Origin of the sequence: Bradyrhizobium sp. TM239, from assembly GCF_036247985.1 — a bacterium.
Classification (GTDB): Bacteria; Pseudomonadota; Alphaproteobacteria; order Rhizobiales; family Xanthobacteraceae; genus Bradyrhizobium; species Bradyrhizobium ottawaense.
This window is the reverse complement of sequence record NZ_BTIR01000010.1, coordinates 19,007-33,398: the sequence shown is the minus strand read 5'-3', so window position 1 is coordinate 33,398 and position 14,392 is coordinate 19,007. Positions and strand designations below refer to the sequence as shown.

General features: G+C 61.1%; 12 protein-coding genes. All 12 read left to right on the top strand.

What is annotated here, in order from left to right; all coding sequences use genetic code 11:
• Positions 1-514 precede the first annotated feature (514 nt).
• The 12 genes from AABA84_RS17650 to AABA84_RS17595 all read left to right on the top strand — a co-directional run bounded on the left by AABA84_RS17650 (position 515) and on the right by AABA84_RS17595 (position 14,386).
• Complete coding sequence (locus AABA84_RS17650; protein WP_338312685.1) at positions 515-1,567, top strand: NAD(P)-dependent alcohol dehydrogenase; 1,053 nt, start codon at positions 515-517, stop codon at positions 1,565-1,567.
• 1,152 nt (positions 1,568-2,719) lie between these two features.
• Complete coding sequence (locus AABA84_RS17645) at positions 2,720-4,390, top strand: aromatic/alkene/methane monooxygenase hydroxylase/oxygenase subunit alpha (RefSeq protein WP_338312621.1); 1,671 nt, start codon at positions 2,720-2,722, stop codon at positions 4,388-4,390.
• Positions 4,391-4,474: 84 nt separating this feature from the next.
• A complete protein-coding gene (locus tag AABA84_RS17640; RefSeq protein WP_338305481.1) occupies positions 4,475-5,515 on the top strand; it encodes a 2Fe-2S iron-sulfur cluster-binding protein in 1,041 nt (346 codons plus the stop codon).
• 55 nt (positions 5,516-5,570) lie between these two features.
• Positions 5,571-6,641: an aromatic/alkene monooxygenase hydroxylase subunit beta gene (locus tag AABA84_RS17635; protein ID WP_212248839.1), complete on the top strand. Its 1,071-nt coding sequence runs from the start codon at positions 5,571-5,573 to the stop codon at positions 6,639-6,641.
• A gap of 6 nt (positions 6,642-6,647) precedes the next feature.
• On the top strand, positions 6,648-7,019 hold the full coding sequence (locus tag AABA84_RS17630; RefSeq protein ID WP_212248840.1) for an MmoB/DmpM family protein: 372 nt from the start codon (positions 6,648-6,650) through the stop codon (positions 7,017-7,019).
• A gap of 135 nt (positions 7,020-7,154) precedes the next feature.
• Entirely contained in the window at positions 7,155-8,177 is a 1,023-nt protein-coding gene (locus AABA84_RS17625; RefSeq protein WP_338305478.1) for an amidohydrolase family protein, read from the top strand.
• Positions 8,178-8,182: 5 nt separating this feature from the next.
• Positions 8,183-9,016: an iron-sulfur cluster assembly protein gene (locus AABA84_RS17620; RefSeq protein WP_338312620.1), complete on the top strand. Its 834-nt coding sequence runs from the start codon at positions 8,183-8,185 to the stop codon at positions 9,014-9,016.
• Positions 9,017-9,122: 106 nt separating this feature from the next.
• Positions 9,123-10,754, top strand: a complete 1,632-nt coding sequence (locus tag AABA84_RS17615; protein WP_338312619.1) for a molecular chaperone GroEL — start codon at positions 9,123-9,125, stop codon at positions 10,752-10,754.
• A gap of 212 nt (positions 10,755-10,966) precedes the next feature.
• A complete protein-coding gene (locus tag AABA84_RS17610; RefSeq protein WP_338312618.1) occupies positions 10,967-11,461 on the top strand; it encodes a hypothetical protein in 495 nt (164 codons plus the stop codon).
• 100 nt (positions 11,462-11,561) lie between these two features.
• Complete coding sequence (locus AABA84_RS17605; protein ID WP_338312617.1) at positions 11,562-13,616, top strand: sigma-54-dependent Fis family transcriptional regulator; 2,055 nt, start codon at positions 11,562-11,564, stop codon at positions 13,614-13,616.
• 15 nt (positions 13,617-13,631) lie between these two features.
• A complete protein-coding gene (locus AABA84_RS17600) occupies positions 13,632-14,081 on the top strand; it encodes a hypothetical protein (protein WP_338312616.1) in 450 nt (149 codons plus the stop codon).
• Positions 14,078-14,386 (top strand): hypothetical protein, encoded by a 309-nt coding sequence (locus tag AABA84_RS17595; RefSeq protein ID WP_338312615.1) that lies wholly within the window; start codon positions 14,078-14,080, stop codon positions 14,384-14,386. Before AABA84_RS17600 ends, AABA84_RS17595 begins: the two co-directional genes overlap by 4 nt.
• Positions 14,387-14,392: the final 6 nt, after the last annotated feature.

Here is a 14,392-nt window from a genome sequence, read left to right as displayed (position 1 = left end):
GAGATCGTCCACGTTGCGATAAGGGCAATCGAGCGCTTCGACGATCACGACGTCGAAGAATCTCTCCCGCGCCTGGTCCAACATCCGCAGGAGGGCCTTCGCGTCCCATGACCGAACCACCAGAGCGAACGCGATCTTCATCGGTGCGGATAACAGTCAAGCCTTCGCGCTCATCGGGCACGTAGACCAACGCGTGGATTGGTTTGGCCGTCCGGTTGAGCTCCTTGCGCGACAAGCGATGCGCAGCAAAGTCGAGCTGCCATCCTGTTTGCCGCACTTAGCCTGACCATCGATCCTTCCGAGCGTGGAGGACTTTAGATGACGCTGATCCATGCTTGGTAGTATCGGGCTGTTTCCGCATGGATGAACCGTACCTCTGCGCTGCACCGCAGCAGGTTGTTGGCGCGCTTCCAGTCGTCGCTGATGGCGCCGCGACACCAATCCACTGGCACAAAAAATGCTGAGGCTGAGCCGATGGCGCACCGAAGTTCGCCGCGGGGAGACGGAGGAAATGATGAGAGCCCAGGTATTGCGAGCCTATGACGAGAAGCTTTCCGGCGACCAGTGGGTCGGGGAAGAGAAAGTGCCTGATCCGAAGCTGACGAAATCGACGGACGTTATCGTCCGCATCGGTGGAGCCGGCGTATGCAGAACCGATCTCCATATCATCGAGGGCGTGTGGAAGCCGCATATGGATCCGACCGGCGACAAGCTGCTTCCGCTCATCATGGGACACGAGAATGCAGGGTGGGTCGAAGAGGTTGGCAAGGAAGTCGAGGGATTGAAGAAGGGTGATCCCGTGATCGTCCATCCGAAGATCACCGGCGGAACGTGTCTCGCCTGTCGCCGCGGCTTCGACATGCATGGTCCTGGTACATTTCCAGGCCTCGACTGCAACGGCGGATATGCGGAATTCCTCTGCACCTCGGAGCGCAACATTGTCCCGTTGCCGCGGACGCTCGCGCCGAAGGAAGTCGCTCCATACGCGGACGCCGGCCTCACCGCGTATCGCGCCGCCAAGAAAGCCACGCGTCACCTTCTGCCAGGCGAATTTTGCGTCGTCATCGGTGCGGGCGGCCTGGGCCACATTGGAATCCAGTGCCTCAAAGCGATGTGTGCGGCCGACATCATTGTCGTCGACAAGTCCGAAGCATCGCTGAAACTGGCCGAAAAATCCGGCGCCGATCACCTCGTGAAGGCCGACGGCAACGAAGTGGAAGCCGTTCTAAGCCTGACCGCTGGAAATGGTGCGGAAGCGGTGATCGATTTCGTCGGCGAGAAGGGCACGACCTCGAAGGGCCTGGCAATGACACGCCCGATGGGCAGCTACTACGTCGTTGGCTACGGCGAGGACATCCGGGTGCCGACCGTCGACATGGTGATCACCGAGAAGAACATCATCGGAAATCTGGTCGGCACGTGGGCCGAACTGACCGAGTTGATGGCCCTTGCAGACCGAGGTCTGGTTGAACTCGCGACGGCGGAGTATCGCCTTGCGGATGCCAACAAGGCCTTGCGCGATCTCAATGCCGGGAAAATTCATGGACGGGCTGTCTTGATCCCTTGAACCGTAGCTGCGTCATCCATCGCGAGCATGCATTTCCTCGCGATGGATCGAGCGACCGTCCATCGTCATGCCCGCTCGGACTCTTCGGACGTCGTCACCGAAGCCCCCTGGAATTCGATCGGGATCTTCTGCAGGCCGCGCGCTGCAGCAGTTCAACCGGATCGGTTTCACACAAGTTCATATCGCAGTGCAAACACCGCAAGGTGGAGGAATGGTCTGATTCCCCGAGTCTCATTGCGCGCCGTCGTCTCAATTTGCATCGCTATCGGTCTCAGATCGATAAGATCGCTTAGGAACGCCGCATGAGGTTCATCCTCGTCAATGGCAGAACACCGTGGCTGAAGACGTTCTGCATGTCTTGCTGTGAGCCGATTCACGCTCACTATCTGAGAGAATTCAGTACCGGGCTCCCTTTCTGCGATCATGATTGCTACGCCCGGTACACCGAGCTCTGGATCGAGAACGTTCGGCAATCAAAGCGGTCGGCCGGCTTCGACGACTATCGCTAGTCCGAGTGGGCGGGCAACGAAACAGTCTCGGCATGCGTGGCCTTCAACGCGAAAGAAGCCTGTCGCATCGGGCGGAACCGCGCTCGATCCCGAAAGCGCCAAAACCTTTGCCTGGGGGCGACACTGCTGCGGCGCAAACATTGCGCTGCGAAGTGACGGTCTTCGCGTTGCGCCGATTCTCATTCTGCAACTCTTGTCGCAGTTTGCATTTCCGCAGGTCGCGAGCTGCAAAGCCGTGACGTCGTTGTCAGCGCCGATCCTTGCTTCCGGCAGCCGGAAATCGATCCGGCGAGACGAGTGTGCGCTGGCACGGCCATTGCAAAGCTGTTTGGCACAACAACGCTGACTGCTCCGTCCGGGGCGAGCCGCGACAAGAACGAGGGAAGGGGATGTCAAGCTGAGGGCGAACCTCGCATGGGGGTGACGCAATTGCGATCGGAAGACGGCTGGGTCCGAAGATCGCTCCTGATCATCCCTGAGGCGTTCCACAGTCATCCTGAGACCCTTGCCGATATCAAACGTCCGGCCGTGCAAACGGTCGCGAGGTGGCCCGTAACGCACGGGTAAGCACTGCTCGGTCCGCGAAGGTCCAGGCAGGCGGAATATCGATGTGGTTTCTGACCCGATCAGGAGGAAAGACGAGATGTCTGGAACGCTAACGCTCAACAAGATCACCGCCCAGCGCGGCATTTCCGTCGGTGAGGCTGCAAAGAAGATTGCAGATCTCGGCTGGAATCCGTCCTACGTCCAGGAAGCGATGACCTTCCCCACCGACTACAAGATCACGAAGGCGCCGAAGGATCCGATGAAGCAGGTCCTTCGCTCTTACTTCCCGATGCAGGAGGAAAAGGACAATCGCGTTTACGGCGCGCTCGACGCCGCGCTGCGCGGCGACATGTTTCGCAACGTCGAGCCGCGTTGGGTCGAGTGGATGAAGCTGTTCCTGGCGATCATCCCGTTCCCGGAAATCTCGGCGGCACGTTCCATGGCGATGGTCGGGCGCCTTGCACCCGGCGAAGATCTCCGCACCGGTTTCACCATGCAGATGGTCGACGAGTTCCGTCACTCGACCATCCAGATGAACCTGAAGAAATGGTACATGGAGAACTACATCGACCCGGCCGGCTTCGACATCACGGAGGAGGCGTTCGGCAAGTGCTACGCCACCACCATCGGTCGCCAATTCGGTGAAGGCTTCATCACCGGTGACGCCATCACGTCGGCGAACGTCTACCTGACCGTCGTCGCCGAGACGGCGTTCACCAACACGCTGTTCGTCGCAATGCCGTCGGAGGCGGCGCGCAACGGCGACTATGCGCTGCCAACGGTGTTCCTCTCGGTTCAGTCGGACGAGAGCCGCCACATCGGCAACGGCCACTCGATGCTGATGTCAATGCTGAAGGAGCCGGAGAATCACCTGCTGCTCGAGCGCGACATGCGCTATGCCTTCTGGCAGAACCACGCCATCGTCGACGCGGCGATCGGGACGTTCATCGAGTACGGCACCACCAACCGCGACAAGAACAAGGAGTCCTATGCGGAGATGTGGCACCGCTGGATCTTCGAGGACTATTATCGCACCTATATGCTGCCGCTCGAGAAGTACGGCATCAAGATCCATCATGACGACGTGCAAACCGCCTGGAAGCGGCTGACCGAGAAGCACTACGTCCACAAGGTCGCCCAGTTCTTCGCGGTCGGCTGGTCGGCGAATTTCTGGCGCATCGAAGCCCAGACCGACAAGGACTTCGAGTGGTTCGAGCACAAATATCCGGGCTGGTATGCCCAGTTCGGCGAATTCTGGAAGTGGTACGAGAAGCTGTCGCATCGCGGTCAGACCAACATTCTCTTCAACGGCGATGTTGGCTACGTCTATCCGCATCGCTGCTGGTCGTGCCTGGTTCCATGCCTCATCCGCGAGGACATGGTCACTGACGAGATCGACGGCAAGCTGCACACCTTCGCCCATGAGCTCGATCGCTGGACGGCCGTCGAAGCCTTCGCCGGCGAGTACCAGGGGCGTCCGACCCCGGCGATGGGGCGGTTCAGCGGCCGTCGCGAGTGGGAAAGCGTCTACCACAATGTCGATATCGCCGACGCCATCAAGGATCTCGGCTTCGTCCGCACGGACGGCAAGACCCTGGTCGCGCAGCCGCACCTCCGCTTCGACCAGAAGGAAATGTGGACGCTCGACGATGTCCGCGGCCACATCCTCAAGAGCCCGCTGCAGACGCTGCGGGAGATGAGCCCGGCCGACCGCGAGAAACATCTCGCCGACTATCGCAAGGGATTCACCATCAATCCCTGCAACTAGGTGAAACGGAAGGGGCCGGCTTCAGCCGGCTCCTTCCCGATCGCTCCCCGGAAGATATCAAAGCGTTCGTTTGAGGAGGCCCCTATGGGCGCGCCGGCCAATGTCGTTCGCCTGCAACCGGTAGGCATAGAGTTCGAGGTCGAGGAGAACGAAACTGTTCTCGACGCCGCGTTTCGCCAAGGGATCGCGCTGCCGCATGGTTGCAAGGAAGGGCAGTGCTCGGCGTGCAAATGCGTCCTCACCGGGGGCGACGTGGAGCTGAAGAAATACTCGACGTTTGCCCTCAACGAGATGGAGCGAGGCCAGGACTACATCCTGCTCTGTCGGACCTTGGCGTACTCGGATCTCGAGGTGGAACTCCTCAACTATGACGAGGAAGTGCTGTCGAAATCGATCCCCGTCAAGGATTTCACGGGCACCGTTACCAGCGTCTCTGCGCTGACCCATGACATCCGCCGCCTCGAAATCACACTGGAGCAACCTCTGAAGTTCTGGGCGGGTCAATATGTCGACATCACGCTCCCGGGACCAGAGACGATTACGCGCTCGTTTTCCATGGCAAATTCGCCGGGCGAAAGCCAAAAACTCGCGTTCATCATCAAGAAGTACCCCAACGGGCGTTTCTCCTCACGACTCGACGGAGATCTCGCCGTCGGAACCGAAGTTGGAATCAAAGGACCCTACGGGACCTGCTTCCGACGAGAAAACAAAACCGGAGCCATGATCCTGGTCGGCGGCGGATCCGGAATGTCGCCGCTGTGGTCCATCCTGCATGATCACATCAGCTCCGGGGAAGTTCGTCCGGTGCGCTTCTTCTACGGAGCCAGGACGCAGAACGATCTCTTCTATCTCGACCATTTCGCGGAGCTCGCCGCCAGGCATCCGGAGTTCACGTTCGTCCCGGTTCTCTCCCATGCGGCCGACGACACGGCCTGGGGCGGAGCAAAGGGCTTCGTGCATGAGGCAGTCGGAGAGCACCTTCGCGGTGCGGACTATGGCGAAGACGTCGACGTCTATGCCTGCGGTCCATCGCCAATGATCGAGGCGCTGACGCCAGTGTTGCAGATGAGCGATGTCGAGTCGGACCGCATCTTCTTCGACAAGTTCACGCCGGCGAACAACTAAGACGCCTCGACCGCCCAACGAGCTAGAGCCCAACAACAGGAGGAGGAAGACGACCATGACTGCCGTTCAAACCGTATCAGCCAAATCCGGTGCAGCAGGTTCTGCGGTGTTTCCGGATTCGGATAGCCGCAGATACCGCTATTTCGAGCCCCGCAGCAAGCGAGCCACGCACTACGAAGACGTGACGGTCGACGTGCAACCGGATCCGGAACGATACCTGTTGCAGGACTGGATCATCTCCTTCCCCAACGGCAAGGGTGCATACACCAAGGACAACACGGCGGCCCTCAGCTCGAATTGGCATGCGTTCCGTGCTCCCGACCAGGAGTGGGAGCGCACTCACTACCAGCGCCAGTCCAAGATCGAAGCCATGGTCCAGGCCGTGATCGCCAACGGTCGCAAGTCCGGGGCACCGAAGAGCTTCGACAAGGCCTGGATCAAGATCCTGCAGAACCATCTCGGTGCGTGGAAGCACGCCGAGTTCGGTCTCGGCACGTCGCTGATGCAGGCTCAGCGCTACGGCTACACCCAGATGATCAACAATGCGACGCTGACGAACTCGTCCTACAAGCTTCGCCTTTCACAGGATATTACGCTGTATCTCGCCGAGATCGGAATGGACATTCCGGGTTTCGACGACACGGCCGGCAAGCGCGTCTGGCTGGAAGACAAGGGTTGGCAAGGAACGCGCGAAGCGATCGAGTCGATCATGGGCTCGGCCGACTATCTCGAGCAGTATTTCGCCACCAACATCGTGTTCGAGCCGCTGGTCGGCGAACTGTTTCGCAGCGGCTTCCTGATGCAGGTAGCCTCGTCGAACGGCGACTTCATCACGCCGCCGGTGATTTCGTCCGCCGAAGCGGACTACGAGCGCAATCTGGCGAACACGATCGACCTGATGCACCTTCTGGTGACCGACAATCAGCATGGCGCCCACAACAAGAAGCTGTTCCAGGGGTGGGTGAACAAGCATGTCGCGCTCGCCAACAAGGCGGCCGCCGGCCTGCAGCCGATCTGGTCGCAGCCGCATTCGAAGCCGGTGCAGTACGCCGACGCGCGTGCGCAGTCGGTCGAACGCATCAAGAAGATTCTCGGCGAGCTCGGCCTCACCCTTCCCAAGGAGTAAATTGCAATGTCCGTCGTTTCCAGATCTGCGACCAACCAGAATATCTTCCAGAAGATGGGGGACCTTCGTTTCGAGCAGACGATTTCCCATCAGTGCGGCGTCACCATGAATGACAGCGTCGAGGCGCGCGCCATCGCCGAGTTCATGGCGAAGAAGCCGAACGTGACGGTGACCTATCAGCCGGCCCTGATCCGCATCGACGGCGAGGGAAAGCTGACTTTCAAGATGGATGAAATCAGCGAAATCCTCGGGAAGGACATGACGGCCGAGATCTTCGAAGTGAATACCTCGACCCACTACGGACGGATGGTGCGCATCGACGACAACACGGTGACGCTGTTCGGCAACATGGACGAGGTCTTCGAATACATCGAATGAGTCTCCATCGCCTCCCTGACTGGGCGGGGCCGCATCCCCAGCGGCTGTAGCCCCGCCGCTTCTCGATGTGGTCCCGCCCGACCACTGCGCTTCGTTTGATCGACCAGAGCCAACCAGGAATTTCCGGAGAGCATCATGTTCATAACTCCCAGCGGCGAGGAAGTGTTCGTTATCGACGGTCATACCCATTTTTGGGACGGAAGTCCGGCGAATCAGCTCAACGTCCACGGCAAGCAGTTCATCGACTGTTTCTACGCCTACCACACCTCGCTCAGCCCGAAGGACAAGCTCTGGCCGAAGGAGCAGTTCGAGAAATACAGCGCCGACCAGATGTACCACGATCTGTTCGTCGACGGTCCTGACGACATGGCCGTCGTTCAGTCGACCTACCTCACGGAGTTTTACAAGAACGGGTTCAATACCATCGATCGCAACGCCGAGATGGCGAAGAAGTACAAGGACCGCTTCATCGTCAACGGCGCCTTCGATCCGCGCGATGGTGAGAAGGCACTCGAGTACATCCACTACATGAAGGAGACGTTCGGCATCAAGGGTGTCAAGCTCTATACCGCCGAGTGGAAGGGCGACTCGCGTGGGTGGAAGCTCACGGATCCCAACGCCTATCGCTGCCTCGAGCTCTGCCAGAAGCTTGGCATCACCAACATCCATGTCCACAAGGGGCCGACGATCATTCCGTTGGACAAGGATGCGTTCGACGTTCACGACGTCGACCATGCCGCGACCGACTTCCAGGGGTTGAACTTCATCATTGAACATTGCGGTCTGCCGCGCCTCGATGATTTTTGCTGGATCGCGGTGCAGGAGACGAACGTCTACGGCGGCCTCGCGGTGGCGCTGCCGTTCATACACGGACGTCCGCGCTATTTCGCCGAAGTGATCAGCGAACTGCTGTTCTGGGTCGGCGAGGACAAGCTGCTTTTCGGCAGCGACTACGCGATCTGGACGCCGCGCTGGCTGGTCGAGAAGTTCTGGAACTTCGAGCTGCCGGAGGATCTGAAGCAGGAGCACGGCGTCGACCTCACCCAGCAGGCAAAGAGGAAGATTCTGGGCCTCAACGCCGCACGTCTCTATGGAGTCGACGTCGAGGCGCAGAAGGCGAAGCTCGGGCAGAAAATCCACGCGACGGCAGCGGAGTAGAGCCGATGAACGCGCTCCATCAGCATGATCGCAGGACCAACGAGGTGTGGGAGCGCCTCGCGCTGGTCACGGATCCCGAGCTGGACGAACCGGTCACCGAGCTTGGATTCGTCGAACGGGTCACAGTCGATCATGTTGATGGAGTCGACATCGTCTTTCGCCTGCCGACTTACTGGTGCTCGGCGAACTTCGCGTTCCTCATGGCCGACGATATGCGTCGGGCGGTGTCCTCGCTGCCTTGGGTTCGCGAGACCCGCCCGCAGCTTCGTGATCATATGGTCGCCGAGGAGATCAACCGGGGCGTCCGCGAGGGCAGGTCGTTTGGCGAGGCGCTCAAGGATTTCGCAAGCGGCGGTTCACTTGACGATCTGCGGGAGAAATTCCGCCGCAAGGCGTTCGAGCGGCGCCAGGAGGTCATGATCCTGGCATTGCGCGGGCTGGGTTATGAGGATCACGCGATCTGCCGCATGAGTCTGGGCGCGTTCGACGCGATCGACTTCGGCTCGGAAGAAGTTGCGCGCCAGAAGCCGCGCTATCGCGAGTTTCTGGTTGGGCGGCGCCTCGCCGCTCTCCCGGCCGACCCCGCCTTCGTTACCTTCGATGGGGCCCCCATCAGGCGCCACGAAATGGCTTCGTATCTGCAGCGCTTGCGAGGCGTGCGCATCAACATGGAGTTCAACAGCTCGTTATGCCGGGGCCTTCTTGCGGTGCGCTATCTCGAGCCGGACGCGGATCGCGCGGAGCAGACGCCAGCTCCGTGCGGAGGTTGCGGCAGTGGCTGCGCCGCGCGGTCTTTCGGATCGCCTGCAACGAACAAGCATTCCGCGGCCCTTGCGTGAGGTCGCGATGATACGCGCGCGATCTGTGGGTGCCGACAACAACGGAGCGGACATCAAGTGCGCCCGTCCTGATGACCGAGAAACGACCACGTGGGAGTGAAACGCAATGCCAAAAGTCTTGCTGCATGACATAGAGGCTCGTCGCGCTCTTGCGCGCGGCGTCCAGAAGCTGGCCGCCGCGATCGAATCGACGCTCGGTCCCAAGGGCATGAACGCGATGGTCGACAGGCCGATCGGCACGCCCATCGTGTCGCGCGACGGCGTTACCATCGCCTCCGAGATCGAATTGCCGGATCGCTTCGAGAACATGGGCGCCCAGGTGGTGCGCGAAGTCTCGATGCAGACCAACGAAGTCGCCGGCGACGGTACGACGACGGCGATGGTGCTGGCGAACGGTCTCATTCAAGGCGGCGTTGCGGCCCTCGAGCGCGGCGCCAAGGCGGTCGATCTCTGCAAGGGGATCGACCGCGCCGTCGAAATCGTGGTCGAGAGCCTGAAGAGTGCGGCAATTCCGGTGTCGGACCGCAAGACGCTACAGGCCGTGGCAACGATTGCGTCGACCGACTCCCATCTCGGCGGTCTGATCGCGGAGGCGGTGGAGCGCGTCGGCAAGGACGGCATCATCAGTTCGGAATACGGACTGACGACGAACACGACGCTCGAGGTGGTCGAAGGCATGTCGTTCGATCGCGGCTACATTTCCCACCACATGGTGACGGATGTCGAGAAGATGGAGGTGGTGCTGGATCAGCCCTACATTCTCCTGACCGATCTGAAGATCAAGGCGCCGGGCGAGCTGGCAGCGCTGCGCGCGAGGGTCGCGGAGACCGGGAAACCGCTTGTCATCGTCGCCGAAGAGATCGCCCCGGAAGTGGTCGTCACGCTGCTCGGCGAAGGCAACCGCGGCAAGGTTCTGGTGGTCAATCCGCCCGACTACGGCCACTGGCGCAAGGCCATGATGGATGACCTCGCCATCATCACCGGAGGGCGGGTCATCGCCCGCGAACTCGGGGGCATGCTGGAAGAGGCCGGCCTTGCCGACCTCGGCACTGCGCGGCAGGTTCGGGCCAGTGCGCGCGAAACGGTGATCATCCGGGGCGGCGGGGACGATGCGGCGATCGCCGCGCGCCGACAGCAGGTGGCCAAGCAGCACGATCTGGCGCCGCCGAACATCGAGCAGGACAAGCTCAAGGAACGCCTGGCCAAGCTCTCGGGCGGGACCGCGGTGATCTTTGCGGGCGGCGTCACGCCGGTCGAGCAGAAGCGCACGATCCAGTTGATCGACGATGCGCTCAACGCGGCGCGGGCTGCGGCCGAGGAGGGCATCGTGCCGGGGGGCGGGACAGCATTGGCGCAGTGCGCGCCGGTGGTGGCGCGCACGCTCGGCAATATCAATGGAGACCTCGGTGAAGGCATCAAGCTGGTGCGCGAAACCCTGTCGCGTCCCGCCGCTTTCATTGCCCGAAATGCCGGCCATGATGCGGCGAAGGTTGTGGCCGAGCTGCAAAGCTCGCGGGCCGGGGTCGGGTTCGACGCTGCAAACGGCGTGTTCATCGACATGGTATCTGCCGGCATCGTCGACCCGGTCAGGGTGACGTATACCGCGCTCCGAAATGCCGCTTCCGTGGCCACGCTGGTGCTGACGACCAACACGCTGGTTGCCGATGTGCCGGAGTATGTTGATCCGACGCAGGGAGCTGCACTGGGCGGCGGGGCAGAAAAGCTTGGGCGGGCCTGAAGCACATGAACGCGGTTCGCGTTCCGCCAAGGCGACAATGACCGACGTGACGCGCCAAATGCGGCGATGGCTTGACCGTCACGGTCGAATGATTGGCCGGTGACAACGATCTGGAAACAGCTACAATCTTGCAAGGTTCGGCGTGAGCCCGAAGGAGGCAAATCATAAGCCTCCGCGGTCATTCGACAAACCGGGGCAGGAGGAAACGGGACATGGCCTACATCATCTCCAAGCGCGACGGTCCGCACCGCGAAGAGCTCAAGGCGAAGGACTTCCTTCAGAAGAACCGCACGACGATCAATTCGCTCGCCAATCATCTGACGCTTGGGCGCTGGCAGGAGTTGCGCAATCCGGCGCCTCCCTCTGAGCCTCAGCCGTCGGGCAAGCTCTGGTCCACGCCTCGGGCTCGCCCGAAGGAGATCGAGCCCTATGTGCGGATCAGCTATAACGGCCGCGTTGTGATTGCCGATCTCGCCTCGGGGCGGCAACTCCATTTTGTCGGCGAATTGCGCGGCGGCGGGCAATCGCGGCACTTCGCTCTGGCGACGCGAGAGAATGGAATCTTCGAGCCGCTCGATGACGAATTGCACAAGGTTCTGATGGACCTCGAGGGAGTGAGAGTGCCCGATGAGGCGTCGGAAGCGCGCCTGGAGCAGATCATCTCGGGCCGTCTCGGTTTGGACGCGATCGCCAGAACGGTCGAATGACCTGCGTAAGCCGAGCCGGTGAGAGCACGATCTCATTGGCCCGGCTGATGTCGTTTCTGCCGATCAAGCTGCTGTTTGCCAATATAGGTTTGGTGCTCCAATGCTGACGGAAACCTTCATGGCTAAGCCGCCGTTTTCCCTGGAAGGCTACAAAATGCCGGAGGCCGCGGATGCGGAGCAGGGACGGCCGTACGATGAACGTGAGACCAACAAGGCGTGGGAAAACTTCCTGACGTTCGGAGATGCAAAGCGCGAGAGCGCTCTGGTGCGAGGCGTCATCGAAGAATCATGGCAGCGCAGCGTCAAGTCGGGAGTGAATGCCCATTGCAAGGGCAGCAGCTTCGTGACTTCGCCGGACGATCTCTATGAGCTGCGCCTGAAGAACGATGATCTGCTTGGCTCCAGCGCCCAGACCTTCCGCCGCGTTGCGGAAGTACTCGGCGATGCGGCCACCATGCTGGTCATCACCGACAGGAATGGCGTCGTGCTTGATGTCGGGGGCGATCAGAGGACGATCGATGCCGGGCACGATATTCGCCTCGAAGTCGGCGCCGCCTGGGGAGAGACGGTGACCGGCACCAACGGCATTGGCACGGCGCTCGTCACGGGAAAACCGGTTCATGTCCACGCCGCGGAGCATTTTTCCGAGGGCATCAAAGCCTGGACCTGCGTCGGTAGCCCCATTCGTAGCCCGATTGACGGCAGCATCATAGGCATCATCGATTTTTCGGGACCCCAGGCGATCTTTCATCGTCACAATGTCGCGCTGGCCGTGATCGCGGCCAACCATATCGAGCTCGCCCTCTCGGAAAAGATCCGGCTCGAACGAATACGCCTGCTCGAGGCAGGCATTTCTCAAATGCCGGGGATGGGCAGCACTGACGGCGTAGTGATCCTGGATCGCTTCGGTCGGGTCGTCCATCACAACGACATGGCGTCGGCTCGCTGGCGACGGATCGCGCAGTCTCGTGAGTTGAGCATTGGGTCACAGATTCTCCCGAGTCGTGAAGGTCTGTTGGGCAAGGACTTGGCCGAGGAGCTGCGCGAGCAGCGGATCGAGCCGCTGGTCGTCGACGGGGTGGTGAAGGGCGCGATGCTCGTGCTCGCTTCGAAGCCGCGGACACATCCTGCTGCATCCGAGATGTCGCCGACGGCCCGCACAGCCCTGATGTCGGCAAAGGAAGCGATCGTCGGATGCAGCGAGGCGTTGCTGGACGTGGTGCAGAAAGTCGAGCGGGCGGCCCTCGGCCGAACCGCGATTCTGCTCGAGGGCGAGACGGGCGTCGGCAAGGAACTGTTCGCCCGCCTGGTTCATGCCGCCAGCCTGAAGACGGGCAAGGAGCCGTTCGTTGCCTTCAATTGCGGTGCGGTTTCCAAAGAGTTGCTCGGCGGCGAATTATTCGGGCATGCGCCGGGCGCCTATACCGGCGCTACGCGCGAGGGAAGGCCCGGGCGGTTCGAATTTGCCAATGGCGGCGTGCTCAGCCTTGACGAGATCGGCGAGATGCCGATGGACCTGCAACCTTACCTGCTCCGCGTATTGGAAGAGCGCGCGGTCTACAGGCTCGGTGACAGCAAGGCGCGCTCGGTGGACGTGCGGCTTGTGGCGTCAACCAATCGAAATCTGAAGCAGGAAGTGGCCGAGGGGCGCTTCCGCAAGGACCTGTACTTCCGGATCGGCGTCGTCAAGTTCACCATCCCGCCGCTCCGCGAGCGGCTGGGCGATGTCGAGATCCTGATCGATCACTTCAACGGACAATTCGCGACGATCTACAGCACCCAGCCGCTGCGCTTCGAGGCGGCCACGATGGAATTGCTGCGCCGCTATTCCTGGCCGGGAAACATTCGCGAGCTGCGCAATCTGATCGAAAACCTCGTGCTGATGACGATCACCGGCATCGTCACTCCCAGGGACTTGCCGGAGGATTTCGTGGAGGTGGCGCCGGCTCAACCTCCCTCGATCTCCGTGCGGTCGGACAATAGCGCGACGGGATCGGAGAGTGACGAGATCGCGCGCTTTGACGAGATGGAGCGTCGTGCCATCGAGAGGGCCGTCGCAAACGCCGGCGGCAATATTGCCGCTGCCGCGGAAAAGCTGGGGCTTTCGCGCGCCACGCTGTACCGCAAACTGCACCAATACCGTTCCCGGACCTAGCGATCGGGGGCTGGCATGGCGGCTGTCTGGGATGAACAAACGGGCGGGGAAGGGCCGGTCGGTGCGGCGACGCTGGCCTCGCAGATCCTTGCGCGCGCCGACCGCGACGTCACCTTCGTGGTGCACCTGGTCGGCGAAAGCCAGGATTTGCTCGTGCGACACTTCATCGTGTTTATCGAAGCCGAACTCGCAAAGCGCGGCATGAGCTACGGCGTGCATCCGCTGCTGCGACCCTTCATCGAAACGCATGCACGCGAGCTGTCGGATTTCGTATTGCAGGGTATCGGCTTGCGGCATCAGTTCGGCCTCCAGACCATCGAGACGATGGCGGGCGATCCGGCACGGTTGCTGAGAGTCGATTTGTGGGACTCGCTGCAATCTCACGTCAATGACGCGCAGCAACACTTCGTATCCGATGCCCGGGGCCTCCAGCGGATCCTGGATAAAATCGAGCCGAGCGCATGAATGTCGATCCGGAAGTCCTTGTCGAAATGCTGAAGGAGCGGTTGTTCGTTGTTCAGCAGATATCGGCCGCTCAATCGTGGAGCCTTCTGAACCGTCAGCTTGCTGGTGGAGCAGAATTCGAGATTCAGAGGATTGAGCAGGAGATTGCGGCGACAGGCGGTTCGCATGCGTTCGCCTACGCGATCGAGGAAGCGCACGAGCGCTTGAAAGAAGCAAAGGCCGGAATGGCAACATGCGACGCCCAATGCGCCGCGCTGGAACGACGCCTTGAAGAACTCGACAGGTGTATTGCGACCGGCAGGTGAGATGAC